This is a genomic window from Pelagerythrobacter sp. (assembly GCF_041912895.1).
Classification (GTDB): domain Bacteria; phylum Pseudomonadota; class Alphaproteobacteria; order Sphingomonadales; family Sphingomonadaceae; genus Pelagerythrobacter.
Map to the genome: position 1 here is coordinate 174988 of NZ_JAYSGI010000001.1, position 25437 is coordinate 200424.

Genomic DNA, 25437 nt, shown 5'->3' on the forward strand with positions numbered 1-25437 from the left:
GCAGATGCTCGATTTCCCGCTCTGGAAGCGTGGCTGGTTCTGGGGGCTGACGCTCGCCTGCTCGCTTCTCGCGCTGCCGTCGCTCGTGTCGATCAGCGGCGCAAACTGGCCGTCAGCACTGCCCGATCCGGAGGTCAACCTCGGGCTCGACCTTGCCGGCGGCAGTCACATCCTGCTCGAGGCCGATCCGGGCGAAGTTTCCCGCCAGCGCCTGCAGAACATGGCCGAATCGGTCAATTCGACGCTCGACCGCGCCGAACCCGCGATCAATTTCGGCGACCTGTCGACCGCCGAAGGGCGGCTGAGTTTCATGGTCGAGAGCGTGGCCGACGTCGACCGGGTGCGCGAACTGCTCGAACCCCTGCTCAACGGCGAGGGACTGGTGCGCGAATGGAACCTGGCGGTCGAGGACGAGACGCGTGTCGTGCTGACACCGACCGAAGCGGGCCTCGAACGCGCGGTCAACGCCGCGATGGATGCTTCGCAGGACGTGATCGACCGCCGCATCAACGCGCTCGGCACGCGCGAGCCGACGATCATCCGCCAGGGCGACAATCGCATCGTGGTGCAGGTTCCCGGCCTGCAGGATCCCGAGCAGGTCAAGGAACTGATCGGCAAGACCGCGCGGCTCGAATTCAAGCTTGTCAACGAAAGCGCGCTGCCGACCGATATCGCGCAGGGCATCGCCGAGCCGGGGCAGCAGATATTCCCCTATTCCCCCGACAGCGGCTTCGCCGGACAGAGCGTCGCGGTCTATCGGCTGGGCGGGATCGACGGCAACTCGCTGATCAAGGCGCAAGCGAGCCGCAATCAGGAAAATCAGGACGTCGTCGTCATCACCTTCGACCAGCAGGGTGGGGCGCGGTTCGCCAAGCTGACGTCCGAGAACGTGCGCAAGCAGTTCGCGATCATCCTCGACGGCCAGGTGATCTCGGCCCCGGTGATCAACGATCCGATCCTCGGCGGCGTCTCCGAAATTTCGGGCAACTTCACCGCCGAAAGCGCTCAGCAACTGGCGATCTCGCTCCAGTCGGGCGCTCTGCCGGTCGACCTGACCGTGGTCGAAGAGCGGACCGTCGGCCCCGACCTCGGCGCCGAATCGATCCGTCTCGGGATTATCGCGATGATCGTCGGTTCGGCCGCGGTGGTCGCGCTGATGATCGCCACCTACGGCCGGTTCGGCGTCTACGCGACGATCGCGCTGGTGTTCAACGTGCTGATGATCCTCGGCATCATGGCGCTGATGAACACCACGCTGACGCTGCCCGGCATCGCCGGCTTCGTGCTGACCATCGGCGCGGCCGTCGACGCGAACGTACTGATCAACGAGCGCATCCGCGAGGAGCGAAAGCGCGGGCGGCGGGTGGTCGCCGCGGTCGAGAACGGCTACCGCGAGGCGAGCCGCGCGATCTTCGACGCCAACATCACCAATTTCATCGCGGGGGCGCTGTTGTTCATGTTCGGCACCGGGCCGGTGCGCGGCTTCGCGGTCGTGCTCGTGATCGGGCTGTTCACCAGCGTGTTCACCGCGGTGTCGCTGACCCGCATGTGGGTCGCCGGCTGGTTGCGCAAGGCGCGGCCGCAGGACATCCGCCTTTAAGGGAGACGACACATGAAACTGCTCAAGCTCGTCCCCGACGACACCAACATCAGGTTCCTGCGCTGGCGCATGCCGTTCTACGTGGTCAGCATTCTGCTGATCGTGGCGAGCTGGGGACTGGTGATGACCAAGGGCCTCAACTACGGCGTCGACTTCGCCGGCGGGCTCAACATCACCGCGACCTTCACCGAAAGCAGCGAGGCGCCGGTGGGTGAGCTGCGCGATACCGTGGCCGGCCTCGGCTACGGCGAGCCGGTCGTGCAGCGCTTCGGTGAGAACAATCAGGTCGCGATCCGCGTGCCGCTACCCGAAAGCGCCGAGGGCAATCCCGAGGCGGCGCAGACGATCGCGAACGCCATCGTCGCCGAACTGGATTCGAGCTTCGCCGATTTCCGGCTCGACGGAAACGAGAACGTTTCGGGCAAGGTTTCGGAGGAGTTCCGCGGTGACGCAGCCTTCGCTCTGCTCGCTGCGATGCTCGCGGTCGCGCTCTATATCTGGGTCCGCTTCGAATGGCAGTTCGGCGTCGGGGGGCTGTTCGCGCTGTTTCACGACGTGTCGCTGACGCTCGGCATGTTCGCGCTGTTCCAGATGGAATTCAGCCTGCAGAGCATCGCCGCGATCCTTGCGATCATCGGCTATTCGCTCAACGATACCATCGTGATCTACGACCGCATCCGCGAGAACATGAAGAAGTATCGCAAGATGCCGCTGCCCGAGCTGCTCGACCTGTCGGTCAACGAGACGCTGGCGCGCACCGTGATGACTTCGCTGACGCTGTTCATCGCACTGATCCCGCTGCTGCTGTTCGGCCCGCCGAGCCTGTTCGGTATGGTCGCCGCGATCACGCTCGGCCTGTTCGTGGGCACCTACAGCTCGGTCTACATGGCCGCGCCGATCCTGATCTGGTTGGGCGTCGATTCGAACAGCTTCGTGCCGCAGGAATCGGCCGCCGACCGACAGGAGAAGATCGCCCGCGGCGAGGTCTAGGGCCTGAGAGCCCTAGGCGAAGTTCGCGTAGAGCCGCGCCAGTTGCGCGGCGTGCGCGGGCCAGCCGAACCGTTCGACCGTCGCCGCCACCCGCTCGCGCGGGGGCGGGGCGGCGAACAGCCTGCGCAGCGCGCCTGCAACCCCTTCGATCGTGCGCGGGACGATGTACCCGGCCTCCGGCGCGGTCACGAGTTCGCGCGCGCCGCCCGCGTCGGAGATCACCAGCGGTGTGCCGCAGGCGAGCGCTTCGACCCAGGCGTTGGCCAGCCCCTCGCTGCGTGAGGGCAGCGCCATCGCGTCCGCGGCGGAGAGCACCACCGGCAGCAGATCGTGATCGACCGAGCCGAGGAAATGCACCCGCCCGGCCACGCCGAGATCGGCCGCGAGCCGGCGCAAGTGCGCCTCGTCCTCGCCCTTGCCGACCAGCAGCAGCCGCGTACCCGGCAGGCCAGCGATCGCGCCGATCACCAGATCCTGTCCCTTGCGGTCGATCAGCGCGCCGACGGTGACGACGAGCTTGTCGCTCTCGGCCAGCGGGATACCGAGCCGTTCGCCGAGCCGCGCGCGCAGCCCGGTGTGCGCGAGCGGTCGGAAGCGGTCGCGGTCGAGCCCGGTGTAATGCACCGCGATCCGGCCCGCCGGCATGCCCAGCGCCGCCATGTCCTCCGCCAGCGCGTGGGACACCGCCAGCAGTCCGCGCGCGCCCTCGGCCGCCTCGACCATCTGTTCGCGCGCGAACGGCCGGGCGCCCCAATACGATATGTCCGATCCGCGCGCCTTGATCGCGTAGGGCAGGTCGAGCTGCCGGGCGATCCACGCCGCCGCGGGGCCATCGGGGTAGAAGAACTGCGCGTCGACGAGGTCGAACGGCTGTTCCTCATGCAGACGCCGGGCGAGCGGCAGGATCGCGCGCGCGATCATCGCCGGGTTGATGCGCCCGCCCATCCGCGGGATCAGCAGGAAGCTCGGGCGGTGGACGGCGACGCCGCCTTCCACCCCGTCGACCGCCGCCGCCGCGAGCGCGCGGTAGCGGCCCAGCGCGAGCGGCGGGATGCCGATCGGATTGATGACGGTGACCTCCCAGTCGTCGCGCGCGGCGAGCGCCTCGAGCGAGCGCGCGACGAAGGTGCCGAATTGCGGGGTGTGGGCGTTCGGGTAGAGCGTCGCGATCGACAGCAGGCGACGGTGGCGCTGCCCGGTCACAGCCGCCGCACCAGCATTTCCGCAACCGCGAGCCAGGGCGGCGAATCGACCACCTGCTGTTTCTGTCCCGCGCCGGTTGGCAGGATACCCAGGCGGTCGCCCTGCCGGTCGATCAGCCGCCCGAAAGCGAACCGCCCGCCCTTGCGCGGGACGAGCACGTCGCGATTGATCGCACGCGCCGCGTCCTCCGGGTCGATCTGCCGCAACCACACTTGATCCCCCGCGAGATAGGGGCCGGTCGCGGCCTCGACCGCGAGCACGACCAGCGGAGCATCGCCGCCGATCTCGGTCGGCGCGATCGCGTCGCGCGGCTTGGCCAGCGCTTCGGGGCCGCCACCGCCGAGCTTGGCGACGACTTGCGGATGCGCGATGCCGTCCGAACGGACCAGCGCATCGGGCGACACACCCAGCGCGGCGCCGATCCGGTCCATCCACTTGATCGAGAGGTTGCGCATTCCGGTTTCGAGCCGGCCGATCGTCTGCGCGGTGGTCGGCGGATCGCAGGCCTGCGCGAGATCGGCGAGCGTCAGGCCCTTTTCGCGGCGAATGTCGCGGATGCGGTTTATCATGACGATCCTCGTGTAACCGATATGGTTTTCACTTTCCTACATCAGTGTCGTTTTGGCAAGGGGCGATCCGCAGCCAGAAGGAGATCGCAATGCCGCGCAAACTCGCCGAACGCGAACTGACGGGGGAGGGGCCGCGCCGGAGCGGAACCGCGCGCGGCAAGCGCCGCACGGTAACCGTCAACCTCGCCGAATCGCCGCTCGCCTGGCTTCACGCGCGCGGCCATATTGAGGATCGGCTGTTCGACGCGGGCGAGCGCCTGCGCGCCGATTACGAGCGCGCCGCGCTCGCCCCGAACGTGACGATGCGATGGGATCCGGTGCGGATAAAGACGCAGCGCGGGGTCGGGCTCACCCCCACCGAACGCCAGATCGCCGCCAAGCAGCGCTTCCACGGCGCGATCGCCCAGGCGGGCAAGGGGCTGGAGGACATCCTGTGGCGCGTCGTCTGCGGCTGCGAAAGTCTGCCCGATGCCGAACGCGCGCTCGCTTGGCCCGCGCGCAGCGGGAAGCTGGTGCTCAGGATCGCGCTGGACCGGGTGGCCGATTTCTATCGCATCGCGTGACGGCTTCGGAACGCGATGCGCCGCGAAGCCTTCCTTCCAGTGAAAGGAAGCTATCCATGAAACTTTACTACGCCCCCGGCGCTTGCAGCCTCGCCAGCCATATCGCTCTGATCGAGAGCGGGCGCACGTTCGACAAGGTCAAGGTCGACCTCGGGAAGCATCAAACCGAGGACGGCGAGGATTTCTACGCGATCAGCCCGCGCGGCTACGTGCCCGCGATCGCATCGGACGATTTCGACGTGCTGACCGAGAACCCCGCGGTGCTCGCCTACGTCGCCGACTGGACCGGCGCTGCGCCCAAGGGCAACGACCATTACCGCATGCTCGAATGGCTCGGGTTCATCGGCACCGAACTGCACGGCGGCTATCATCCGCTGTTCGGCAAGGACACCGACGAGCGCCAGGCGAAGGCCAAGAAAGCGCTCGCGGACAAGTACCAGCTGACCGAAAAGCTGATGGACGGGCGCGAATGGCTCGTCGGCGATGGCCCGACCGTGGCGGACAACTACCTGTTCGTCACGCTGCTGTGGGCCGACAAGTTCGGCGTCGAACTGCCCGATACGCTGAAGGAATACCGCAAGCGCAACCTCGCGCGCGATTCGGTGAAGCAGGCGATGGCCGCCGAAGGGCTGGGTTAGCCCTCGACCAGTTCGGCCAGTTCGAGCCAGCGTTCCTCGGCCGAATCCTTCTCGGCGCGGGCGTTTTCGATTCCCTTGGTGAGATTGGCGAACTTCTGCGGATCGCGGGCGTAGAGCTCGGGGTCCGCCAGAAGTTCCTCGCCGCGCACGATCGCCGCTTCCAGTTCCTCGATCCGTGCGGGCAGCAGCTCGTAATCGCGCTGGTCCTTGTAGGAGAGTTTGGTCGATTTCGGCGGGGGCGGGGCGGCCGGAGATTTTGTGGAGGCCCCGCCGCCATCGCCCCGTGACGATCCTCCCCCGCGCGACAGGGAGGATCGGCGTTTCGCCTCCCAGTCCTCGTAGCCGCCCGCCACGATGTCGACGAAGCCGCTGCCGTCGAGGCCCAGCGTCAGCGTCACCGTGCGGTCGAGGAAGTCGCGGTCGTGGCTCACGATCAGCACGGTGCCCTCGTAGTCCGCGATCACTTCCTGCAGCAGGTCGAGCGTTTCGAGGTCGAGATCGTTGGTCGGCTCGTCCAGCACCAGCAGGTTCGACTTGCGAGCAAATTCGCGCGCGAGCAGCAGCCGGCTGCGCTCGCCGCCCGACATGATCCCGACCTTCGTGTCGACGACGCCGGGATCGAACAGGAACTCCTTGAGATAGCCCTGCACGTGCTTGCGCACGCCCCGCACGTCGATCCAGTCGCCGCCCTCGGCCAGCACCTGCCGCACCGTGCGGTCGCCTTCGAGCAGCGAGCGTTGCTGGTCGATCATCACCCCGGTGAGCTTCTTCGAGATTTCCACGCTGCCTTCGTCGGGCACGATCTCGCCGGTGAGCAGCTTCAGCAGCGTGGTCTTGCCCGCACCGTTCGCACCGACCACACCGATCCGGTCGCCGCGCTGGATGCGTAGCGTAAAGTCGCGGATGATCTTCCGATCACCATAAGACTTCGAGACGCCCTGCGCGACGATCACCGACTTCGACTTGAAATCCTCCTCGGTCGCCAGTCCCAGCTTCGCGGTGCCCTTGGGCGCGATCATCGCGGCGCGCTGGGCGCGCATCTGCCGCAGCTTTTCCAGCCGCCCCTGGTTGCGCCTGCGCCGCGCGGTCACGCCGCGTTCGAGCCAGTGCGCTTCGAGCTTCAGCTTCGCGTCGAGCTTTTCTGCGGAACGCGCTTCCTCGGCATACACGGCCTCCTCCCACGCTTCGTACCCGCCGAAGCCGACTTCCTTGCGCCGCAGCCCGCCGCGGTCGAGCCAGATCGTCGCGCGGGTCAGGCGCTTCAAAAACGTGCGGTCGTGGCTGATGACGACGAAGGCTCCCTTGTAGCGGTCGAGCCAGCCTTCGAGCCAGTCGATCGCGGCGAGGTCGAGGTGGTTGGTCGGCTCGTCCATCAGCAGCAGGTCGGGCTCCTGCGCCAGCGCCTTGGCGATCGCCGCGCGGCGTTTTTCGCCCCCGCTCGCGCCCTTCGCCGGGGTGGCCATGTCAATCCCGAGCTGGCCCGCGATCGCCTCCACCTCGTGCTCGGCGGGCGCGTGCGGCCCGCGCAGCGCGAAGTCCATCAGCGTCTCGCAGCCAGAAAAGTCCGGCTCCTGCTCCAGCAGCACGATCCGCGTGCCCGGCTTGACCTTGCGCAGCCCGCGGTCGGCCTCGATCTGATTGTCGATCAGCTTGAACAGCGTGGTCTTGCCCGCGCCGTTGCGACCGATCAGCGCGAGCCGGTCGCGCGGGCCGATGTGGAGGTCGATGTCGCCGTAGTCGGGACCGCCGAACAGCCAGCGGCCGCCTTGCTGCAGGCCGAGGCCTTCCCATGAGAGGATCGGAGGTTGCGCCATGAGGCGCGCCGGTTAGGCGAGCGCAGCGCGCGCGGCAAGCCGCCTTACTGCGCGGCCGGCATCCGCGCCTTCTCCGCCTCGACCATCGCGGCCACGCTTTCCAGCAGCGTGGGCGCGTCGAACACGATCCCGTCCTTGATCGTCCAGCGCACGCCGCCGACCGTCTCGAGCTGGTTGGTTTCGCGGTTCAACCGCTTGTGCCCGGTGCCGTAGAGCACCTTGAGGTTGTCGAGCGGGTTCTCGGGCACGATCACCAGATCGGCGAGCTTGCCCACCGCGATCCGGCCCATCGGCGGCTCCTCGCCCTTGGGCTGGTAGATCTCGCGCGCGCCGTTGATCGTCGCCGCCTGGATCACTTCGAGCGGGCTCAGCCCGGCTTCGCGCAACATCTCCAGCTCGCCGATATAGGCGAAGCCCCAGGTCTGGTAGATATAGCCCGGGTCCGATCCGGCGGTGACCCGGCCGCCCTTGTTCTTGAACTCGTTGGTCAGCCGCATCCACGGGGCGTAGAACTTGCGCCACGCCGCCTCGTCCTCGGTCGACCAGTCGTGATAATAGCTGCCGTGGTTGGTCAGGCTCGGCTCGTAGAAGTTCATCAGTGAGGGCAGGGTGTAGCGGTCGTGCCATTCGAGGGTCCGCGCGCGCATCACGTCGCGGCTGGCCGAATAGATGTTGAACGTCGGGCTCAGCGTCACGCCGCTGTCGACCAGGAAATCGACGTATTCGTCCCACGCCTCGCTGCCCGGCTCGACGATCTCGTCCGCCAGCCGGGCCACCCAGCCGAAGCGGTCCTGCTCGTCGAGATAGTTGTAGCCCGCCGGATATTCGGGGACCACGCCGTCTTCCAGCAGGCTTTCGAAGTGGCCGTAGAAGTGCGTCACGCCGTCGAGCCCGAGTTCGACCGCCTTCCTCGCGTTGACCTGCGCCACGCCCACTTGCGCCAGATGCGCGACGGTGCCGAGTCCCTGCCGATCCGCTTCGTCGAGCGCGGCACCGAGCACTTCGGGGGTCTCCGAATTGAAGAACTTCGCCCCGTGGTATCCCGCCGCCTTGATCCAGCGGACCCATTCGCGCGCTTCTTCCGGCGTGTCGGGCGTGCCGCCGGGCCATTTGTCGCCGAACGCGGCATAGGGGATCAGCCGCGGCGCGGTGATCGTGTTCGCCTCGCTGCGCGCGGCATCGCTGAGGTCGGGCTGGTCGGGGCCGAAGTAGAACGAGACGCCGCGCACCGTCGTCACCCCGTGCGCCAGCCACAGCTTGTAGCCGTAGCTCGGCTGCGGGGCCTTGCCCGGATCGCCGTTGTGCCCGTGGACGTCGACGAAGCCGGGCATCACGAACATGCCGCCCGCATCGATCGTGCGATCCGCGCCAGCGATCGCGTCGGCAGGCGCGCCGCCCAAGTGGACCCCGGCGATCCGGTCGCCTTCGACCACGATGTCGACCGGCCCCATCGGCGGGGCGCCCGTGCCGTCGATCATCGTCGCGCCGCGGATCACCAGCGTGGGGTAGGGCCCTTCGCCTTCGCCGGCCGGGCGGTCGGGCACCGGCTCCATCCCCGGCTGCGCGGCGAGCGCGGTGCTCCAGACCAGAGTGCAGGCGGCCAGCACGGCGCGCAGGTTCAAGGTAGGCAAGGGACCCCTCCGTCTATCGTCTGCGGACGCTATCGCCGCGATCCGTCGCCGGAACAACCCGGTTCATCCACGCGTAACCGGCCTGTCCGCATCAGCGCCGGACCAACAAAGGAGTGCTTATGTTCCGCTATGCCATCCCGTTGCTCGCCGTTACCTCCGCCGGCGCGCTTCCCGCGCAGGCCGCCGAGGTCCAGATTCCGGCGCAGGGCCCGGTGGTCGAGCTGACCGTCAACGAAACCGTGCAGGCCAAGCCCGACATCGTCGAGATCAGCGCCGGGGTCACCACCGATGCGCAGACCGCGGTCGAGGCGATGCAGCGCAACGCCCAGCAGATGACCGCGGTGGTCGAGCGGATCAAGGCGCTCGGCATCGCCGCCGACGACATCCGCACCGTCGGCATCAACCTCGGCGCGCAGTACGATTACGATCAGGCGACCCGCCGGCAGGTATTCCGCGGCTATCAGGCTTCCAACCGCGTCAGCGTGACGCTGCGCGACGTGGCGCGCGCGGGCCCCGTGCTCGATGCGCTGGTCGCCGCCGGAGCGACCGATATCGGCGGGCCGAACTTCTCGCTCGACGACGACAGCGAAGCGCGCAAGCAGGCGCGTCAGGCCGCGTTCGAGAAGGCGAAGGCGCAGGCTACCGAATACGCGAGCTGGTCCGGCTATTCGGATGTCCGCCTGCTCGAGGTGAACGAAACCGTGCAACCGGGCCCGCCGATGCCCTATGCCGGCAACGCGCCGCGCGCGGTGATGGCCGAGGCGAAGGCGCCGACCCCGGTCGAGCCGGGCATGGTCGAGACGCTCGTGACGCTCACGGTTAAGTACGAGATGACCCAGTAAGGTAAAACTGAACCGGCGGCGGCGCGCATATTCACAGCTTGTTCAATGCGCGCCGCCTAGGCACTAAGGCGTCATGCGCAAGCTTATCGCCTCCTGCCTCGCCGCCACGCTCTCGATTTCCGGCCTCGCCGCCACCCCCGCGCACGCCCAGTCGCGCGACGATCAGGGCGAGGCGCGCAAGGAGATGCACGCGGGCAACCTGATGAAGCTGCGCGATATCGAGCGGCGCGTGCTGCCGACGATGAAGGACGCCGAATACCTCGGCCCGGCTTACGATTCGACCGCGATGGCCTATCGCCTCAAGTTCATCCGCGAAGGGCGCGTGATCTACGTCGACGTCGATGCACGCACCGGCCGCGTCCTGCGCCGCAGCCGCTGACGGCGCAGGAAACCGGCAGGCTTGTTGACGCGTTCACGCCGAAAGCCCACTTAGCGTCAGCCTTATCCCAGGGGGAACGGACCGAAACATGCGCATCCTGATCGTCGAGGACGAACCGACACTCGGCCAGCAGCTCAAGTCCACGCTCGAACAGAACGGCTATGCGGTCGATCTGTCGACCGATGGCGAGGACGGCCACTTCCTCGGTTCGACCGAGGATTACGACGCGGTCATCCTCGACCTCGGCCTGCCCGAGATCGACGGGCTCACCGTGCTCGGCATGTGGCGGCGCGAAGGGCGCACTTTCCCCGTGCTGGTGCTGACCGCGCGCGACAGCTGGTCGGACAAGGTCGCCGGGCTGGACGCGGGGGCGGACGACTATCTCGCCAAGCCCTTCCAGACCGAGGAGCTGATCGCCCGCCTGCGCGCGCTGATCCGCCGCGCCTCGGGCAACACCTCGTCCGAACTCACGGCGGGCGACGTGCGGCTCGATACACGCTCGGGCCGCGTCACGCTGAAGGGTGAGCCGGTCAAGCTGACCGCGCAGGAATACAAGCTGCTCAGCTACCTGATGCACCACAAGGGCAAGGTGGTCAGCCGCACCGAACTGATCGAGCACATCTACGATCAGGATTTCGACCGCGATTCGAACACGATCGAGGTCTTCGTCACCCGCATCCGCAAGAAGCTGGGTGCGGACGTCATCACGACCATCCGTGGCCTCGGTTACAGTCTCGACGACCCCGCAGACGCCCCCCGCGCCTGAGGCCGCCGATCCGGCCGCCGGCGCGGCGGAGCCTCGCGACGGGCAGACTCCGCATACCGGCAGTCTGGCGCGGCGCATGCTGCTCATCGCGGCGGGCTGGATCGTCGTGCTGCTGCTGGGCGGGGGCGTCGCGCTCGAACGGTCGCTCACCGGCCAGGTCGAACAGAACTTCGACGATCAGCTCGGCTACCTGCTCAACACGATGATCGCGATCTCCGAAGTCGATCCGATCGGCGAGGTCTATTTCATCCGTCCGATCGGCGAGCCGCGCTTCCTCGAGCCGAATTCGGGCATGTACTGGCAGATTTCGGCCGAAGGGCGGCAGGGCTTCGAATCGTACTCGCTCGAACCGTCGCAATCGCTGTGGGACCGCACGCTGACCCAGCAGGGCGACCACATCGACCACGAGCCGCATTTCTACGACAACCGCCAGTTTCCCGAGGAACCGCTGCGCGCGGTCGAGCGCACGGTGATCCTGCCCGGCAGCGACGTGCGCTGGACCTTCACCGTCGCCGCCGCGCGCGAGGAGATGGACAAGCAGATCGCGCGCATCCGCTCGATCCTGGTGTGGAGCTTCGCCGCATTGGGGCTCGGGCTGATCGGCATGGCGGTGCTGCAAAGCTACTACGGCCTGTTGCCGCTGCGCCGCATCCGCGCGGCGATCCAGCGCATCCGCACCACCGGCACCAACCGGGTAACCGACCCCCTGCCGCTGGAGGTGCAGCCGCTGGTGGAAGAGCTCAACATGCTGCTCGCGCACTCCGAGCGGCAGGCGGAGGAGGCGCGCACCCACGCGGGCAATCTCGCGCATGCGCTCAAGACGCCGCTCACGGTGGTCAACAACGCGGCCACCGCGCACGCGCCCGATCTCGCCGCCACGGTGATCCGCGAGGCGCGCACGATGCGCCGCCACGTCGACCACCACCTCGCCCGCGCGCGCGCCGTGGGGCGCCGCTCGGTCGGCCATGCGCGCACGCCGGTGTGCGACAGCGCCGAAGCCGTGCGCCGCGCGGTCGAGCGGCTCTATCCCGAGGTTCGCTTCGATATCGACGGGAGCCGCGAGGCGCGCGTCGCGATCGAGCGGCAGGATCTCGACGAGATCCTCGGCAACCTGATCGAGAACGCCGCGAAGTACGGCGGCGGCAGCGTGTTCGTCACCATCGATGCCGAGCCCGATCCCGACGGCTGCGTGATCTGGATCGAGGACGACGGCATGGGCATCCCCGAAGAGGAGCGTACACGCATCTTCGATCGCGGCGCGCGGCTGGATACCGGCAAACCCGGCACCGGGCTCGGCCTCGCGATCGTGCGCGACGTGGCGGAAATCTACGGCGGTTCGGTCGAGCTGAACGAAAGCGAGGATCTCGGCGGACTGCTGGTGAAGCTCCGGCTGCCGCGTGCCGGCTGAGCCGGTACGGAGGGCGCTTCGGAACTTCGCGCCGGTTCGCGCATAGCAGCTTGTAAGCTAACTTTTTTCCGGGAGACTGACGATGGCGCAGCGCATACTTGCCATGGCGACCCTGGCCGCAGCCACGATCGGCCTCGGGGCGTGCAGCACTTACGACGACGGATACGGTTACGGCGGCGCGTCGTACGGCTACGGCAGCGGCTATTACGACCGCGGCGGATATGGCAGCGGCTACGGCTCGTCGTATTACGGCTGGTACAACGACTATTATTATCCGGGCACCGGCTATTATGTCTACAACCGCGCCGGCCAGCGCTATCGCTGGAACGACAGCACCCGCCGCTATTGGGAGGCGCGCCGCCACGGGTATGGCGACCGGCGCGAGTGGCGCGACAACTGGTCCGACTATCGCCGCGACCGGCGCGATGACTGGCGCGACCGCCGGGACGATCGGCGTGACGACTGGCGCGACCGGCGTGACGACTGGCGCGACCGGCGCGAGGATTGGCGCGAACGTCGGGAGGACCGGCGCGACGACTGGCGCGATCGGCGCGGCGACCGGGGTGACTGGAACCGCGACGATCGGCGCGGTGGCCGCGACGGCGATCGCAGGTGGCGCGGGCGCGACCGCGACGACTGACTCTCGCTAGCCGCCGCGTCAGCCGCTTCTGGCGCGCTCGTGGTGGCGGATGACCTCGTCGATGATGAAGCGCAGGAACTTCTCCGAGAACTCCGGGTCGAGCTGCGAATCCTCCGCCAGCTTGCGCAGCCGCGCGATCTGCTCGGTTTCGCGCGAGGGATCGGCCGGGGGCAGCTCATTGGCCGCCTTGTATTTGCCGACCGCCTGCGTGATGCGGAACCGCTCCGCCAGGATATGGACCAGCGCGGCATCGATGTTGTCGATGCTGCGGCGGAAGGCGGCGAGCTGCGCATCTGGTTCGGAATCGGCCATCGCGCGCTCGCATATCACGCTGGACGTCACGATTCCAAGCTTGCCAAGCCGCGTCGCGGCCACCAATGCGGGCGCATCATGACCGCCGACGTCGTTCCCCTGCCGCGCCGCACGCCCACGCTCGATCCGATGCTCGCGCTGACCGCGCAGGGCATGAACTCGGTCAACGCCGTGATCCTCGACCGGATGCAGAGCGAAATCCCGCTGATCCCGCGCCTCGCCGGGCACCTGATCTCGGGCGGCGGCAAGCGGCTGCGCCCCATGCTGACGCTCGCGGGGGCGGAACTGGTCGGCTACCAGGGCACACGGCACCACAAGCTCGCCGCGTCGGTCGAATTCATCCACACCGCTACGCTGCTGCACGACGATGTGGTCGACGGCAGCGAGTTGCGCCGCGGCAAGGCGGCGGCGAACATCATCTTCGGCAATCCGGCCACCGTGCTGGTCGGCGATTTCCTGTTCAGCCGCGCGTTCGAACTGATGACCGAGGACGGGAGCCTCAAGGTGCTCAAGATCCTCTCGAGCGCGAGCGCGGTGATCGCCGAGGGCGAGGTCTCGCAGCTCACCGCGCAGCGCCAGATCGAAACCAGCGAGGAGCGCTACCTTCACATCATCGGCGCCAAGACCGCCGCACTGTTCGCCGCCGCGAGCCGCATCAGCGCGGTCGTGGCCGAATGCGGCGAGCGCGAGGAACGCGCGCTGGAGGATTACGGCCGCAACCTCGGCGTCGCCTTCCAGCTCGTCGACGATGCGATCGACTACGATTCGGACGCCGCCGAGATGGGCAAGGACAAGGGCGACGATTTCCGCGAAGGCAAGATGACCCTGCCGGTGATCTTCGCCTATGCGCGCGGCACCGCGGAAGAGCGCAAGTTCTGGCAGGCCGCCATCTCCGGCTTGCGCACGTCCGACGACGATCTGGCCGAGGCGATCCACCTGATCGGCAAGTACGACGCGGTCGAGGCGACACGCGAACGCGCTCGCCACTTCGCCGCCCGCGCGGTGGACGCGATCTCGATCTTCCCCGACGGCCGCGCCCGCGCCGCGATGGCCGAAGCCGCGCACTTCGCGGTGGCGCGGGGGTACTGATTCCGCATCCGGGATGACGAGGTGAGTAGGGCAGCTGCGTGACCGACCTCCCGATCCACGTCGCCTTGCCCGAACTGCTCGCCGCCTTGCGTGCAAGCGGCACGGCGGTGCTGGTCGCGCCGCCGGGGGCCGGCAAGACCACCGCGGTCGCGCCCGCGCTGCTGGGCGAGCCGTGGTGCACCGGGCAGGTCATCCTCCTCAGCCCGCGCCGGGTCGCCGCGCGCGCCGCCGCCGAGCGGATGGCCGAACTGCTCGGCGAGAAGGCAGGCGAAACGATCGGCTACCTGACCCGGCTCGACAGCCGCACCTCGGCGAAGACGCGGGTGCTGGTGATGACCGAGGCGATCTTCGTCAATCGCGTGATCGACGACCCGGAACTTGCGGGCGTCTCCGCCGTGCTGTTCGACGAGGCGCACGAGCGGCACCTCGACAGCGATCTTGGCCTCGCGCTGGCGCTGGAAACCCGCGCCGTGGTGCGCGAGGACCTGCGCGTCTGCGTCATGTCGGCGACGATCGACGGCGCGCGCTTCGCTCGGTTGCTGGGCGAGGATGCGCCGGTGATCGCGAGCGAGGGGCGGGCATTTCCACTCGAAATCAGGTGGTTGGGCTCGGCACCCGACAAACGGCTCGAAGATGCGATGGCGGCTGCCGTCATGGCGGCGTGGCGCGATACCGAGGGCGACATCCTCGCCTTCCTGCCCGGCGTGCGCGAGATTGAGCGGACTCGCGAGCGGCTCGCCGAGCGCCTGCCCGACATGCCAATCCTGCCCTTGCACGGCCAAGTCGACCCTGCGGCCCAGCGCGCCGCGATCCGCCGCGATCCGCAGGGGCACCGCCGCATCGTGCTCGCCACTGCGATCGCCGAAACTTCGCTGACGCTCGACGGTGTATCGGTGGTGGTCGACAGCGGCGTGGCGCGCCATGCCGAATTCGACAAGGCGGCGGGCACCACGCACCTCGTAACCCGTCGCGCGAGCCAGGCCTCGGCGGGCCAGCGTGCTGGGCGTGCGGCACGGCAGGGGCCCGGCGTCGCCTATCGCCTGTGGGAGGAGGCCGCGCACCCCGGCCGCCCCGAATTCGACTTGCCCGAAATCGCCACCGCCGACTTGGCGCCGCTGCTGCTCGGCCTCGCGCGGCGCGGAAGCGATCCGGCCTTGCTCGCCTGGCTCGATCCGCCGCCCGCCGCCGCGCTCGCTTCTGCGCGGGAGCGGCTGGCGCAACTCGGCGCGCTCGACGGGGAAGGGCGGATCACCGACCGCGGCGAGGCGCTGGCCGCGCTCCCGCTCGATCCCGCGCACGCCGCGATGGTCCTGTTCGGGGCCGAACACGGCGCGGCGCGCGATGCCGCGCGGATCGCGCTGCTGTTGCAGGAACGCGGGCTCGGCGGGCGGGGGGAGGATCTCGCGGGCCGCCTCCAGCGCTGGGCCGCCGACCGCTCGCCGCGCGCCGAAGCGAGTCGCAAGCTGGCCGAGCGATGGGCGCGCAAAGCTGAGGAATTGACGAAGTTACCTTCCCAAAGCCCTGTTCCAGCGGGAATTTGTCTTGCGGCTGGTCTGCCCGACAATATCGCGCGCCGCCGCGATCCTTCGGGCGAGCATTGGTTGTCGGCGGGCGGACGCGGCTTCGTGCTCGATCCGGCCAGCCCGCTCGCGCGCGCCGAATGGCTCGCGATCGGCGACGCGCAGGGGCAGGCGAAGGGCGCGCGGATCACCGCCGCGCTCCCGCTCGAGGAAGCCGAGATCGAACGCTGGCTGCCCGAGCGGATCGAGCGGCGCTCCGTGCTCAAGTGGAACGCGGGGGAAGGGCGGGTCGAAGCCCGGCTGGAACGTCGCCTCGGCGCGATCGTGCTCGCCAGCGGGCCGGACCCGTCGCCCGATCCCGAGGCCATTGTGGATATGCTTGTGGACAAGGCGGTGGAGCGGCTGGGGGAACTGCTCCCCGCCGACCTGCTCGCCCGCGCGCGCTACGCCGGGATTGCCGCGCTTTCGCCCGAGGGGCTGGCCGAGAACGCGGCGCTTTGGCTGCGTCCGCTGCTGGAGGGGCGGCGCGATCTCGCCGTGCCGCGCGGCAGGCTCGTCGATGCGCTGCTCGGCCAGCTCGACTGGGGCGACCGGCAGGCGCTCGACCGCGACGCCCCGCGCGAATTCGCTTCCCCCGCCGGCACGCACCACGCGATCGACTACAGCGGCGACGACGCGCCGAGCGTCGAGGTGCGGGTGCAGGCGCTGTTCGGGCTGGAGCGCCATCCGATGATCGGCCGCACGCCGCTGTTGCTCAAGCTCACCAGCCCGGCGGGCCGCCCGATCCAGTCCACCCGCGACCTGCCCGGCTTCTGGCGCGGCAGCTGGGCCGAGGTGCGCAAGGACATGAAGGGCCGCTACCCGAAGCACCGCTGGCCCGACGAACCGTGGGCGGAGGCGCCGAGCTTGAAGACGAAGAACGCCTTTTCGAGGGGCGGTGGCTGACAGGGTTCATGTAGATAGCGAGAAAAGATTTTGTCACACGAAGACACGAAGGCACGAAGCTGCTGCACATCCTCGCGCCGAAGGCGCATCAACCGCCAGCGCAGCACGCGAAGATGGGCTGCGGCTTCGCCGCGGGAGACACATCTTTGTGTCTTCGTGTCTTCGTGTGAGGGGATTTTTTCTTTCGCGCCCTCCGCGTGAACCAAACCCGAAGAACCTTGATTTTCATCCCGCCCGAGTGAAAAGCGCCAGACATGCCAGCACGAATCTACCAGCGACCGAAGAATGCGATGCAGTCCGGCAAGGCGCGGACCGACGAATGGGTGCTCGAATTCGAGCAGTCCGAGGCGCGTCGCGCCGATCCGCTGATGGGCTGGACGGGCAGCGCCGACACGCAGGCGCAGGTGCAACTCACCTTCCCCGACAAGGACGCCGCGAAGGCCTATGCCGCGAAATACGGCATCCCCGCCCGCATCCACGCCACCCCGCCGCGCAACCTGAAAATCCAGGCCTACGCCGACAATTTCCGGTAGCGTCGATCACGCGGAGACGCAGAGACGCGGAGGTGTCTCCGCAGCCGCCGAAGGCGCGTTATCTGCAAACCCCGCCTCTCGGTCACACTGGAAGATAGAGTGCGGCTGCGCCGCAGGCGAAAGCCCTCCGCGTGTCCGCGCCTCCGCGTGAGTCCTACAATCGAGTTGTAATCCCTCGCGCATCCCGCCATATGCCCGGCCGGGAGTCGGGTGGACGTTTGCGTTCGCTCACCGGGTCAGGTCCGGAAGGAAGCAGCCCAGGTGGATTGCGGCGGGTCGCCCGGCTCCTTTTTTGTTCCAGCATCCGCATGACATTCGCCGGCATTCGCCCTACCTGTCGGTCATGGGTGATTCACCGGACAATCCCGCCGACCTTCCGTGGGAAGAGGGCGACGCCGAAGCGCCGAGCGCCGCCGATCTCGAGGCGGCAGGCCAGTCCGCGATGTTCGGCGATGCACCGCCCGCCGCCGCGCCCAAGCCGAAACCTGCCGCGCCGCCCGCGAACCAGCCCTACCGCGTGCTCGCGCGCAAGTATCGCCCGCAGACCTTCTCCGAGCTGATCGGGCAGGAACCGATGGTGCGCACGCTCGCCAATGCGATCGAGCGCGACCGGCTGGCGCATGCCTTCCTGATGACCGGGGTGCGCGGGGTGGGCAAGACCTCGACCGCGCGGCTGATCGCCAAGGCGCTGAACTGTGTCGGGCCGGACGGGCAAGGCGGCCCGACGATCGACCCGTGCGGCGTGTGCGAGCCGTGCACCGCGATTGCCGAGGGCCGCCATATCGACGTGATCGAGATGGACGCGGCCAGCCACACCGGCGTCGACGACGTGCGCGAGATCATCGAGGCGGTGCGCTATGCCGCCGTCTCCGCGCGCTACAAGATCTACATCATCGACGAAGTCCACATGCTGTCGCGCAACGCTTTCAATGCCTTGCTCAAGACACTTGAGGAACCGCCCGCGCATGTGAAGTTCTTGTTCGCGACCACCGAGGTCGACAAGCTGCCGGTCACCGTGCTCAGCCGCACCCAGCGTTTCGACCTGCGCCGCATCCCCGCCGAACTGCTGCAGGCGCATTTCGCGTGGGTCTGCGAGCAGGAAGGCGTCGCGGTGGAGCCGGAGGCGCTGTACATGGTCGCCGCCGCCGCCGAAGGGTCGGTGCGCGACGGGCTCTCGATCCTCGATCAGGCGATCGCGCATGCCGACATGGGCGACGACCAGCGGGTCACCGCCGCACGGGTGCGCGACATGCTCGGGCTGGCCGACAAGGGCGCGCAGCGGCGGCTGCTCGGCACGATCCTCGAAGGCGATGCGCAGGCCCTGCTGGTGGGCGTGGCCGACCAATATGCGCTCGGGGTCGAGCCGCTTGCGCTGATGCGCGGGCTGATGGATCTCGTCCACCGGATCACCGTCGCGCAGATCGGCCAGGCCGAGCCCGACGCGCCGAGCGCGGAGGAACGCGCCGCGCTGGCCGACTGGGCCGGGCGACTTTCGGCGGGCCAGCTCCATCGCCTGTGGCAACTGCTGCTCAAGGGGCACGACGAGGTGCGGCAGGCGCCCGATCCGCTGGTCGCCGCGCAGATGGCGCTGCTCCGCGTGCTCCACGCCGCCGATCTGCCCGATCCGGGCAAGCTGGCCAAGAAGCTCGACGACATGGCCGCGAACGGCGTCGCCGCGCCCGCCTCCGTGGGGCAGGGGGCGAGCGGTGGTGCGAGCGCTGCGCTCGATTGGGAGGCGCTGGTCGACCGGGTCGGTAATTCGGGCGCGCTGCGTGTGGAGCAGACGATGCGCGACTGGGTCCGTCCGATCGAGCTGACGCAGGGCCGCCTCGTCTATGCGCTGGCCGAAGGTTTCGCGGGCGATCCGGCGGCCGAATTCCGCGACACGCTTTCCAAATTGGACGGCGAGCGCTGGGAAATCGAACAACGCGAGGCCGGCGGTGCGCCGAGCCTGCGCGAACGCGACGAGGCCGCTAAGGCCGAAGCCAAGGCGAAGCTGCGCGCGCACCCGCTGGTCGAAGCCGCTTTCGAGGCGTTTCCCGAGGCCGAGATGGTCGAGGACGCCGACGTGCAGCCCGCAGGCAAGCAGGCCTGGGGCCGATAACCCCCACCCGAGGATACGAACGATGCAATCGATGGAAGAGATGATCCAGGCCGCGCAGAAGGCCGCCGAGCAGATCCAGAGCCAGATGGGCGAGATGCAGACCAAGCTCGACGCGATCGAGGTGGAAGGCACCGCGGGTGGCGGCCTCGTCACCGTCAAGGCGAGCGCCAAGGGCCGCATCCTGCGCGTCGCGATCGACGAGAGCCTGATGAAGCCGGAAGAAAAGCAGATGGTCGAGGACCTCGTCACCGCCGCCTTCAACGACGCGCGCGACAAGGCCGACCGCGTTTCCAACGAAGAGATGCAGAAGATGCAGGGCGGGCTCGGCCTGCCGCCGGGGTTCAACCTGCCGGGCATGGGGTGAAGCGCGCTTCGCTTCGCCTTCCACGACCCAGCGCCATCGGTTCGCCCCGAGAAATCCGGTGCAGTGTCGTTCGTTTCCATGCTACCGGTAGCGAAAGACAACCAATCGAGAGGCAGCCATGGCAACGGTGATGAACGACAACGCGAGCGGTTCGGATGCCGATATCCGCGCGCAGGTTCCGGACGAGGAATGGGCGGTGCGGGTCGATCTCGCCGCCGCGTATCGTCTCGTCGCGCTCTATGGCTGGGACGACCTGATCTTCACCCACCTCTCCGTCCGTGTGCCGGGGCCGGAGCATCATTTCCTCATCAACCCCTACGACATGATGTTCGAGGAGATCACCGCGTCCAGCCTCGTCAAGATCGACGTCGAGGGGCAGCCGGTCATCCCCACCTCGCACCCGGTCAATCCGGCGGGCTTCACGATCCATTCGGCGCTGCACATGAACTGCGAGGATGCGCATTCGGTGATGCACCTCCACACGCCCTCGGGCCAGGCGGTCAGCGCGATGGCCGAGGGGCTGATGGAGCACACGCAGACCGGCATGATCGCGCGCAGCGACATCGCCTATCACGAGTACGAGGGCATCGCGACCGATCTCGAGGAGCGCGAGCGGCTGGTCGAGGACATGGGCGACAAGCACGTCATGATCCTGCGCAACCACGGCACGCTGGCGATCGGCAAGAGCGTGGGCGAATGCTTCCTGCGGCTCTATTTCGTCGAGCGCGCGTGCGACGCACAGGTGAAGATGCTCGCCGCGGGGCGCGACGGGTTGCATAATCCGCCGCAGGGCACGCCCGAGAAGGTCAAGGCGCAGACCCCGCCCGCCGGCATCGGCATGGTCGCCAATGCGCTCGCCTGGCCCGCTCTCCTGCGCAAGCTCGACCGGATCGACCCGGGGTTCCGGGAATAGGGCGGGGCCTGCCCATCTGATTGGCGTCAGGCGTTCGCGCCACCATCCACCGTGACCACGCCGCCGGTCACCATCGCGGCGGCGGGGCTGGCGAGGAACGCTACCACGTCGGCGATCTCGCGCGGCTTGGCGTAGCGCCCGACCGCCGTGAGGCTGCGCTGGTAATCGGCCTGCTCGCCGTCCGCCGGGTTCATTTCGGTATCGGTCGAACCGGGGGCGACGATGTTCACCGTGATGCCCTGAGGGCCGAGTTCGCGCGCCAGCCCGCGAGTGAAGGAAAGCAGCGCGGATTTCGACATCGAATAGGCCGTGATGCCGGGGAAGGGCACGCGGTCGCCCAGCGCCGATCCGATCGAGATTATCCGGCCCCCGTCCTTCAGGTGCGGTATCGCGGCCTGCGCATAGGCGACCGGCCCGCGCACGTTTACGTCGAGCATCTTCTGGAACTGGTCGAAATCGAGGTCCGCTATCATCCCGCCCACGCCGACGGCCGCATTGTTGACGAGGATGTCGATCCCGCCCAGCGCCTTCACGGTTTCCTCGACGCTGCGCCTGATGGCATCGACGTCGCCGCTGTCGGCCTCGATCGCTACCGCGCGCCTGCCCAGCTTCTCGATCTCGGCGACGACGCCCTGCGCGCGTCCGGCCGAGCTTTGATAGGTGATCGCGACATCCGCGCCGTTTTCGGCCAGCGCTTTTGCGATCGCGGCGCCGATACCGCGCGATCCTCCGGTGACGAGGGCGCGCTTACTGGTGAGATCTGTCATCCGTGGTCCTTTCGATAACGTTTCTGAAGGCTCCGAGAATGGGGCCGCATGGCAGCGGCGGCATTCCCGATCGCACCAGAGATTTGCCCGATCCTGCCAAATCGCTATCTGTGAGGCTATGGACCCCTACCCGAACCTCGCCGACCGCCTGCTGGATCACACCGCCCCGTACATTGGGCATCAGCCGGAACTGACCGGCTTCGCGACACCCGTTCCGCGCATGACGGTATGGTCCGGCACGCGCGACACCCCGCCGACGCCTGCCCTGTTCGATCCTATGTTCTACGCCGTTCTGCGGGGCACCTAGACCCTCATCATCGGCGCCAATCGCTTCGATATGACGGCCGGGGGCTGTGCGGTATCGTCGCTCGGCGTGCCATACAGCCACCAGTTGAGCGGGGCGACGCTCGTGCATCCGTATGTCGGGATCGGCCTCCAGCTCGATATCGACCTGCTTATCCGCGTCATGCTCGATATGCCCAAACGGGAAGATCGCTGGACATGCGTGGTCGCGGCGGGCGATCTTGACGGTCCGGTCGGCGATGCCTTCGCCCGCCTCGTCGGCCTCGTCGCCAACCCCGACGATGCCGACATGCTCGCGCCGCATTACGAGGCCGAACTCTATTATCGCCTGCTGCAAAGCCCGATGGGCGACACGCTGCGCCAGCTCGGCCCGCGCGACGAGCGGTTCCGGCAACTCAAGGCGGCGGCGGACTGGCTCGCCGCAAACCACAGCGAACCCGTTTCCATCCCCGAACTGGCGGCGTCGGCGGGGATGAGCGTGACCTCGTTCCACCGGCATTTCAAGGCGGTAACGGGGTTCAGCCCGCTCGCCTTCCAGCGCCATATGCGCCTGCATGAAGCGCGCAGGCTGCTGGCGGCCGGCAGCGCCAACGTCTCGCGCGTGGCCTATCTGGTGGGCTATCTCAGCCCGTCGCAATTCAGCCGGGAGTACAAGGGCATGTTCGGCAACGCGCCGGTCGCCGATCTCCAGCGCTGAGCCAGGGCAATCCGGCCCGCCACAAACCGTTTTCCTACATCGCGCCGATTTGCCAGTCTGCCGCCATGCCGCACCATCGCATTGCCCCCGGAAACATCCCGCCCGCCCGGCGCTCGCGCCCCGGCGATTTTTTCGTCTCAGGACAGTGTAACATGTGGTCCATGTCTCGCCCGGCGCCGCGCGGCATCCACAGCTTCGCAGCCTGCGGGCGTTGCGGCGCGGCGGGCGGGTTCCCATATCCGACGCCAAGCGAGGCGCGCATCTTGCCGCGCCCGACGGACGGATTGACAGCATGAAACAGCATTACCCCCTTCTTCCCTTGCGCGACATCGTCGTGTTTCCCGGCATGGTCGTCCCGTTGTTCGTGGGCCGCGACAAGTCGGTCGCCGCGCTGGAAGAAGCGATGGCGAACGGCAAGGGTGAGGATGGGAACAAGGACATCTTCCTGCTCTCGCAGCTCGATCCGGGCTGCGACGATCCGGGGATGGACGATCTCTACGACATGGGCACGGTGGCGCAGGTGCTCCAGCTGCTGAAGCTGCCCGACGGCACCGTGCGCGTGCTGGTGGAAGGCAGCGCCCGCGCGCGGATCGAGGACATCAAACCCAACGGCGATTTCATGGTCGCCGAGGTGACCCCGCTCGAGCCCGAAACCGCCTCGGGCAACGAAGTGGTGGCGATGATGCGCCAGGTGATCGAGCGCTTCGGCGAATACGCCAAGCTCGACAAGAAGCTGGGCGAGGGCGCGGGCGACGAGCTCGACGAGATCGACGACGCCGGCCAACTCGCCGATACGATCGCCGCCGCGATCGCCGCCAAGGTATCGGACAAGCAGGCGCTGCTGACCGAGCGCGATCCGTTGAAGCGGCTCGAAATGGTCATGTCGTTCATGGAAGGCGAGCTGTCCGTCCTGCAGGTGGAGCGCAAGATCCGCGGCCGCGTAAAGCGGCAGATGGAGAAGACCCAGCGCGAATACTACCTCAACGAGCAGATGAAGGCGATCCAGAACGAGCTGGGCGGCGACGGCGAGGACGGCGACGAGATCGCCGAACTGCAGGCCAAGATCGAGAAGCTGAAGCTCTCGAAGGAAGCCAAGGCCAAGGCCGAGAGCGAACTCAAGAAGCTGAAATCGATGCAGCCGATGAGCGCGGAGGCGACCGTCATCCGCAACTACCTCGACGTGCTGCTCGGCCTGCCGTGGGGCAAGACCTCGAAGCTCAAGAAGGATCTGGGCGAGGCGCAGGCGGTGCTCGACGAGGACCACTACGCGCTGGAGAAGGTCAAGGACCGGATCGTCGAGTATCTCGCGGTGCAGGCGCGCACCAACAAGCTCAAGGGCCCGATCCTGTGCCTCGTCGGCCCGCCGGGCGTGGGCAAAACCAGCCTCGGCAAGTCGATCGCGCGCGCCACGGGCCGCGAATTCGTGCGCCAGAGCCTCGGCGGCGTGCGTGACGAGGCCGAGATTCGCGGCCACCGCCGCACCTACATCGGCTCGCTGCCGGGCAAGATCGTCACCAACCTCAAGAAGGCGGGCAAGTCGAACCCGCTGTTCCTGCTCGACGAGATCGACAAGCTGGGGCAGGATTTCCGCGGCGATCCGGCCTCGGCGCTGCTCGAGGTGCTCGATCCCGAACAGAACGCGAAGTTTCAGGATCACTACCTCGAACTCGACATCGACCTTTCGGACGTGATGTTCGTGACCACCGCGAACAGCCTCAACCTGCCGCAGCCGCTGCTCGACCGGATGGAGATCATCCGGCTGGAGGGGTATACCGAGGACGAGAAGGTCGAGATCGCGCAGCGCCACCTGATCGCCAAGCAGGTCGAGGCGCACGGGCTGCAGGACGGCGAGTTCTCGCTGACCGAGGAAGCCCTGCGCGACCTGATCCGCCACTACACCCGCGAAGCGGGCGTGCGCACGCTGGAGCGTGAGATCGCACGGCTGGCGCGCAAGAGCCTGCGGCGGATCGTCGAAGGCAAGGCCGAGAGCGTCACCGTGACGCCCGACAACCTCGGCGAGTTCGCCGGGGTGCGCAAGTTCAAGCATGGCGTGTCGGAGGAAGAGGCGCAGGTCGGCGCGGTCACCGGGCTCGCCTGGACCGAAGTCGGCGGCGAACTGCTGACGATCGAAAGCGTTACAACGCCCGGAAAGGGCGAGGCGAAAACCACCGGCAAGCTCGGCGAGGTGATGAACGAGAGCGTCGCGGCCGCGTTCAGCTTCGTGAAGGCGCGCGCGCCCGCTTACGGCATCAAGCCTTCGATCTTCCAGCGCAGGAACATCCACATCCACCTGCCCGAAGGCGCGGTGCCCAAGGACGGGCCGAGCGCGGGCGTCGGCATGGTCACCTCGATCGTCTCCACGCTGACCGGCATCGCGGTGCGGCCCGACGTCGCGATGACCGGCGAGGTCACCCTGCGTGGGCGCGTGCTGGCGATCGGGGGCCTGAAGGAAAAGCTGCTTGCCGCGCTGCGCGGGGGGATCAAGACGGTGCTGATTCCCGAAGAGAACGTGAAGGACCTCGCTGAAATCCCGGCCAACGTGAAGGACGGGTTGGAGATCCTGCCCGTCGCGCACGTCGATCAGGTGCTCGAGCATGCGCTCGTCTCGCAGCCGTCGCCGATCGAGTGGACCGAGGCGGACGATCTCGCCAGCCAGCCGGCGCATCCGGGGCAGGCGACCGGGGAGCAGCCGCCGACCGCGCATTGATTCGCCTGCGACGGCGAGTGCGGGCTTCATCTTTCGGCAATGCGCAACGATGCTCCACGATTTGTCCCGAATCGTGCCGGATCGTTGCCGGTCGGTCGCATAGTTCCGGATTTGCCTTTGACAGCCTCGCCAAAAACGCG

Annotated in this window: 25 protein-coding genes and 1 other RNA gene; 19 read left to right on the forward strand and 7 right to left on the reverse strand. The window is 67.9% G+C overall.

Going from position 1 to position 25437, the window contains the following annotated elements; genetic code table 11:
• Window positions 1–4: 4 nt before the first annotated feature.
• Together secD and secF are read left to right on the forward strand one after the other, a co-directional pair.
• The gene (gene secD / locus ACE3QC_RS00930; protein ID WP_374405207.1) at window positions 5–1600 is read left to right on the forward strand and encodes a protein translocase subunit SecD; all 1596 of its coding nucleotides are present in this window, start codon (window positions 5–7) and stop codon (window positions 1598–1600) included.
• Between the two features lie 12 nt (window positions 1601–1612).
• On the forward strand, window positions 1613–2590 hold the full coding sequence (gene secF / locus ACE3QC_RS00935) for a protein translocase subunit SecF (RefSeq protein ID WP_374405208.1): 978 nt from the start codon (window positions 1613–1615) through the stop codon (window positions 2588–2590).
• 12 nt (window positions 2591–2602) lie between these two features.
• Here secF and ACE3QC_RS00940 read toward each other — a convergent pair whose 3' ends face one another.
• Together ACE3QC_RS00940 and ACE3QC_RS00945 are read right to left on the reverse strand one after the other, a co-directional pair.
• A complete protein-coding gene (locus tag ACE3QC_RS00940; RefSeq protein WP_374405210.1) occupies window positions 2603–3793 on the reverse strand; it encodes a glycosyltransferase in 1191 nt (396 codons plus the stop codon).
• The gene (locus ACE3QC_RS00945) at window positions 3790–4362 is read right to left on the reverse strand and encodes a helix-turn-helix domain-containing protein (RefSeq protein WP_374405211.1); all 573 of its coding nucleotides are present in this window, start codon (window positions 4360–4362) and stop codon (window positions 3790–3792) included. The genes ACE3QC_RS00940 and ACE3QC_RS00945 overlap by 4 nt, the downstream gene beginning before the upstream one ends.
• An 89-nt stretch (window positions 4363–4451) precedes the next feature.
• On the opposite strand from ACE3QC_RS00945, the gene ACE3QC_RS00950 reads away from it, so the two are divergent.
• Together ACE3QC_RS00950 and ACE3QC_RS00955 are read left to right on the forward strand one after the other, a co-directional pair.
• Complete coding sequence (locus tag ACE3QC_RS00950) at window positions 4452–4925, forward strand: DUF6456 domain-containing protein (protein ID WP_374405212.1); 474 nt, start codon at window positions 4452–4454, stop codon at window positions 4923–4925.
• Window positions 4926–4981: 56 nt separating this feature from the next.
• Window positions 4982–5563 (forward strand): glutathione binding-like protein, encoded by a 582-nt coding sequence (locus ACE3QC_RS00955; protein WP_374405213.1) that lies wholly within the window; start codon window positions 4982–4984, stop codon window positions 5561–5563.
• On the opposite strand, the gene ACE3QC_RS00960 is transcribed toward ACE3QC_RS00955, so the two are convergent.
• Together ACE3QC_RS00960 and ACE3QC_RS00965 are read right to left on the reverse strand one after the other, a co-directional pair.
• Window positions 5560–7377 carry an ABC-F family ATP-binding cassette domain-containing protein gene (locus ACE3QC_RS00960; protein WP_374405214.1) on the reverse strand — a complete coding sequence of 606 codons (1818 nt, stop codon included), beginning with the start codon at window positions 7375–7377 and terminating at the stop codon, window positions 5560–5562. The genes ACE3QC_RS00955 and ACE3QC_RS00960 overlap by 4 nt on opposite strands.
• Window positions 7378–7421: 44 nt before the next feature.
• On the reverse strand, window positions 7422–9008 hold the full coding sequence (locus ACE3QC_RS00965; protein ID WP_374405216.1) for an amidohydrolase family protein: 1587 nt from the start codon (window positions 9006–9008) through the stop codon (window positions 7422–7424).
• 119 nt (window positions 9009–9127) lie between these two features.
• Here ACE3QC_RS00965 and ACE3QC_RS00970 point away from each other — a divergent pair, with 119 nt between their 5' ends.
• The 5 genes from ACE3QC_RS00970 (at window position 9128) to ACE3QC_RS00990 (ending at window position 13043) form a co-directional block, all read left to right on the forward strand.
• Entirely contained in the window at window positions 9128–9850 is a 723-nt protein-coding gene (locus ACE3QC_RS00970) for an SIMPL domain-containing protein (protein ID WP_374405217.1), read from the forward strand.
• Between the two features lie 73 nt (window positions 9851–9923).
• Window positions 9924–10229, forward strand: a complete 306-nt coding sequence (locus tag ACE3QC_RS00975; protein ID WP_374405218.1) for a hypothetical protein — start codon at window positions 9924–9926, stop codon at window positions 10227–10229.
• A gap of 88 nt (window positions 10230–10317) precedes the next feature.
• Window positions 10318–10995 carry a response regulator transcription factor gene (locus ACE3QC_RS00980; RefSeq protein WP_047805901.1) on the forward strand — a complete coding sequence of 226 codons (678 nt, stop codon included), beginning with the start codon at window positions 10318–10320 and terminating at the stop codon, window positions 10993–10995.
• Window positions 10946–12403: a sensor histidine kinase gene (locus ACE3QC_RS00985; protein ID WP_374405219.1), complete on the forward strand. Its 1458-nt coding sequence runs from the start codon at window positions 10946–10948 to the stop codon at window positions 12401–12403. The genes ACE3QC_RS00980 and ACE3QC_RS00985 overlap by 50 nt, the downstream gene beginning before the upstream one ends.
• Window positions 12404–12506: 103 nt before the next feature.
• The gene (locus ACE3QC_RS00990) at window positions 12507–13043 is read left to right on the forward strand and encodes a hypothetical protein (protein WP_374405220.1); all 537 of its coding nucleotides are present in this window, start codon (window positions 12507–12509) and stop codon (window positions 13041–13043) included.
• An 18-nt stretch (window positions 13044–13061) separates the two neighbouring features.
• Here the strand turns inward: ACE3QC_RS00990 and ACE3QC_RS00995 are convergent, their stop codons facing one another.
• Complete coding sequence (locus tag ACE3QC_RS00995) at window positions 13062–13355, reverse strand: chorismate mutase (protein WP_374405221.1); 294 nt, start codon at window positions 13353–13355, stop codon at window positions 13062–13064.
• A gap of 78 nt (window positions 13356–13433) precedes the next feature.
• Between ACE3QC_RS00995 and ACE3QC_RS01000 the strand changes: the two genes are divergently transcribed.
• From ACE3QC_RS01000 to ACE3QC_RS01030, 7 genes are all read left to right on the forward strand, one after another.
• Window positions 13434–14444: a polyprenyl synthetase family protein gene (locus tag ACE3QC_RS01000; RefSeq protein WP_374405222.1), complete on the forward strand. Its 1011-nt coding sequence runs from the start codon at window positions 13434–13436 to the stop codon at window positions 14442–14444.
• A 38-nt stretch (window positions 14445–14482) separates the two neighbouring features.
• Window positions 14483–16909 (forward strand): ATP-dependent helicase HrpB, encoded by a 2427-nt coding sequence (gene hrpB, locus ACE3QC_RS01005; RefSeq protein WP_374405223.1) that lies wholly within the window; start codon window positions 14483–14485, stop codon window positions 16907–16909.
• Between the two features lie 254 nt (window positions 16910–17163).
• Window positions 17164–17442 carry an NADH dehydrogenase ubiquinone Fe-S protein 4 gene (locus ACE3QC_RS01010; protein WP_374405224.1) on the forward strand — a complete coding sequence of 93 codons (279 nt, stop codon included), beginning with the start codon at window positions 17164–17166 and terminating at the stop codon, window positions 17440–17442.
• Window positions 17443–17641: 199 nt separating this feature from the next.
• Window positions 17642–17736, forward strand: an RNA gene (ffs, locus tag ACE3QC_RS01015) — signal recognition particle sRNA small type.
• 49 nt (window positions 17737–17785) lie between these two features.
• A complete protein-coding gene (locus ACE3QC_RS01020; protein WP_374405225.1) occupies window positions 17786–19546 on the forward strand; it encodes a DNA polymerase III subunit gamma/tau in 1761 nt (586 codons plus the stop codon).
• A 22-nt stretch (window positions 19547–19568) separates the two neighbouring features.
• Window positions 19569–19910 (forward strand): YbaB/EbfC family nucleoid-associated protein, encoded by a 342-nt coding sequence (locus tag ACE3QC_RS01025; protein ID WP_374405227.1) that lies wholly within the window; start codon window positions 19569–19571, stop codon window positions 19908–19910.
• Between the two features lie 130 nt (window positions 19911–20040).
• A complete protein-coding gene (locus ACE3QC_RS01030; protein WP_374405228.1) occupies window positions 20041–20823 on the forward strand; it encodes a class II aldolase/adducin family protein in 783 nt (260 codons plus the stop codon).
• Between the two features lie 26 nt (window positions 20824–20849).
• Here the strand turns inward: ACE3QC_RS01030 and ACE3QC_RS01035 are convergent, their stop codons facing one another.
• A complete protein-coding gene (locus ACE3QC_RS01035; RefSeq protein ID WP_374405229.1) occupies window positions 20850–21590 on the reverse strand; it encodes an SDR family NAD(P)-dependent oxidoreductase in 741 nt (246 codons plus the stop codon).
• A 118-nt stretch (window positions 21591–21708) separates the two neighbouring features.
• Here ACE3QC_RS01035 and ACE3QC_RS01040 point away from each other — a divergent pair, with 118 nt between their 5' ends.
• Both ACE3QC_RS01040 and ACE3QC_RS01045 read left to right on the forward strand, forming a co-directional pair.
• Window positions 21709–21897: a hypothetical protein gene (locus ACE3QC_RS01040; protein WP_374405230.1), complete on the forward strand. Its 189-nt coding sequence runs from the start codon at window positions 21709–21711 to the stop codon at window positions 21895–21897.
• A 9-nt stretch (window positions 21898–21906) separates the two neighbouring features.
• Window positions 21907–22590, forward strand: a complete 684-nt coding sequence (locus ACE3QC_RS01045; protein WP_374406601.1) for an AraC family transcriptional regulator N-terminal domain-containing protein — start codon at window positions 21907–21909, stop codon at window positions 22588–22590.
• A 34-nt stretch (window positions 22591–22624) separates the two neighbouring features.
• On the opposite strand, the gene ACE3QC_RS01050 is transcribed toward ACE3QC_RS01045, so the two are convergent.
• Window positions 22625–22894 carry a hypothetical protein gene (locus ACE3QC_RS01050; protein ID WP_374405232.1) on the reverse strand — a complete coding sequence of 90 codons (270 nt, stop codon included), beginning with the start codon at window positions 22892–22894 and terminating at the stop codon, window positions 22625–22627.
• Between ACE3QC_RS01050 and lon the strand changes: the two genes are divergently transcribed.
• Window positions 22883–25297, forward strand: coding sequence for an endopeptidase La (gene lon, locus ACE3QC_RS01055; RefSeq protein WP_374405233.1), 2415 nt, complete (start codon window positions 22883–22885; stop codon window positions 25295–25297). The genes ACE3QC_RS01050 and lon overlap by 12 nt on opposite strands.
• Window positions 25298–25437: the final 140 nt, after the last annotated feature.

Excerpts from the sequence above, each read along its gene's own strand:
- ACE3QC_RS01010 (WP_374405224.1), top strand. The coding sequence starts at position 17,164 with ATGCCAGCACGAATCTACCAGCGACCGAAGAATGCGATGCAGTCCGGC.
- ACE3QC_RS01035 (WP_374405229.1), bottom strand. The coding sequence starts at position 21,590 with ATGACAGATCTCACCAGTAAGCGCGCCCTCGTCACCGGAGGATCGCGC.
- ACE3QC_RS01030 (WP_374405228.1), top strand. The coding sequence starts at position 20,041 with ATGAACGACAACGCGAGCGGTTCGGATGCCGATATCCGCGCGCAGGTT.
- lon (WP_374405233.1), top strand. The coding sequence starts at position 22,883 with ATGAAACAGCATTACCCCCTTCTTCCCTTGCGCGACATCGTCGTGTTT.
- ACE3QC_RS01000 (WP_374405222.1), top strand. The coding sequence starts at position 13,434 with ATGACCGCCGACGTCGTTCCCCTGCCGCGCCGCACGCCCACGCTCGAT.
- ACE3QC_RS00945 (WP_374405211.1), bottom strand. The coding sequence starts at position 4,362 with ATGATAAACCGCATCCGCGACATTCGCCGCGAAAAGGGCCTGACGCTC.
- ACE3QC_RS00995 (WP_374405221.1), bottom strand. The coding sequence starts at position 13,355 with ATGGCCGATTCCGAACCAGATGCGCAGCTCGCCGCCTTCCGCCGCAGC.
- ACE3QC_RS00955 (WP_374405213.1), top strand. The coding sequence starts at position 4,982 with ATGAAACTTTACTACGCCCCCGGCGCTTGCAGCCTCGCCAGCCATATC.
- ACE3QC_RS00980 (WP_047805901.1), top strand. The coding sequence starts at position 10,318 with ATGCGCATCCTGATCGTCGAGGACGAACCGACACTCGGCCAGCAGCTC.
- ACE3QC_RS00960 (WP_374405214.1), bottom strand. The coding sequence starts at position 7,377 with ATGGCGCAACCTCCGATCCTCTCATGGGAAGGCCTCGGCCTGCAGCAA.
- ACE3QC_RS01020 (WP_374405225.1), top strand. The coding sequence starts at position 17,786 with ATGGGTGATTCACCGGACAATCCCGCCGACCTTCCGTGGGAAGAGGGC.
- secD (WP_374405207.1), top strand. The coding sequence starts at position 5 with ATGCTCGATTTCCCGCTCTGGAAGCGTGGCTGGTTCTGGGGGCTGACG.
- ACE3QC_RS00975 (WP_374405218.1), top strand. The coding sequence starts at position 9,924 with ATGCGCAAGCTTATCGCCTCCTGCCTCGCCGCCACGCTCTCGATTTCC.
- secF (WP_374405208.1), top strand. The coding sequence starts at position 1,613 with ATGAAACTGCTCAAGCTCGTCCCCGACGACACCAACATCAGGTTCCTG.
- ACE3QC_RS00990 (WP_374405220.1), top strand. The coding sequence starts at position 12,507 with ATGGCGACCCTGGCCGCAGCCACGATCGGCCTCGGGGCGTGCAGCACT.
- ACE3QC_RS00970 (WP_374405217.1), top strand. The coding sequence starts at position 9,128 with ATGTTCCGCTATGCCATCCCGTTGCTCGCCGTTACCTCCGCCGGCGCG.
- ACE3QC_RS01050 (WP_374405232.1), bottom strand. The coding sequence starts at position 22,894 with ATGCTGTTTCATGCTGTCAATCCGTCCGTCGGGCGCGGCAAGATGCGC.
- ACE3QC_RS01040 (WP_374405230.1), top strand. The coding sequence starts at position 21,709 with ATGGACCCCTACCCGAACCTCGCCGACCGCCTGCTGGATCACACCGCC.
- ACE3QC_RS01025 (WP_374405227.1), top strand. The coding sequence starts at position 19,569 with ATGCAATCGATGGAAGAGATGATCCAGGCCGCGCAGAAGGCCGCCGAG.
- ACE3QC_RS00950 (WP_374405212.1), top strand. The coding sequence starts at position 4,452 with ATGCCGCGCAAACTCGCCGAACGCGAACTGACGGGGGAGGGGCCGCGC.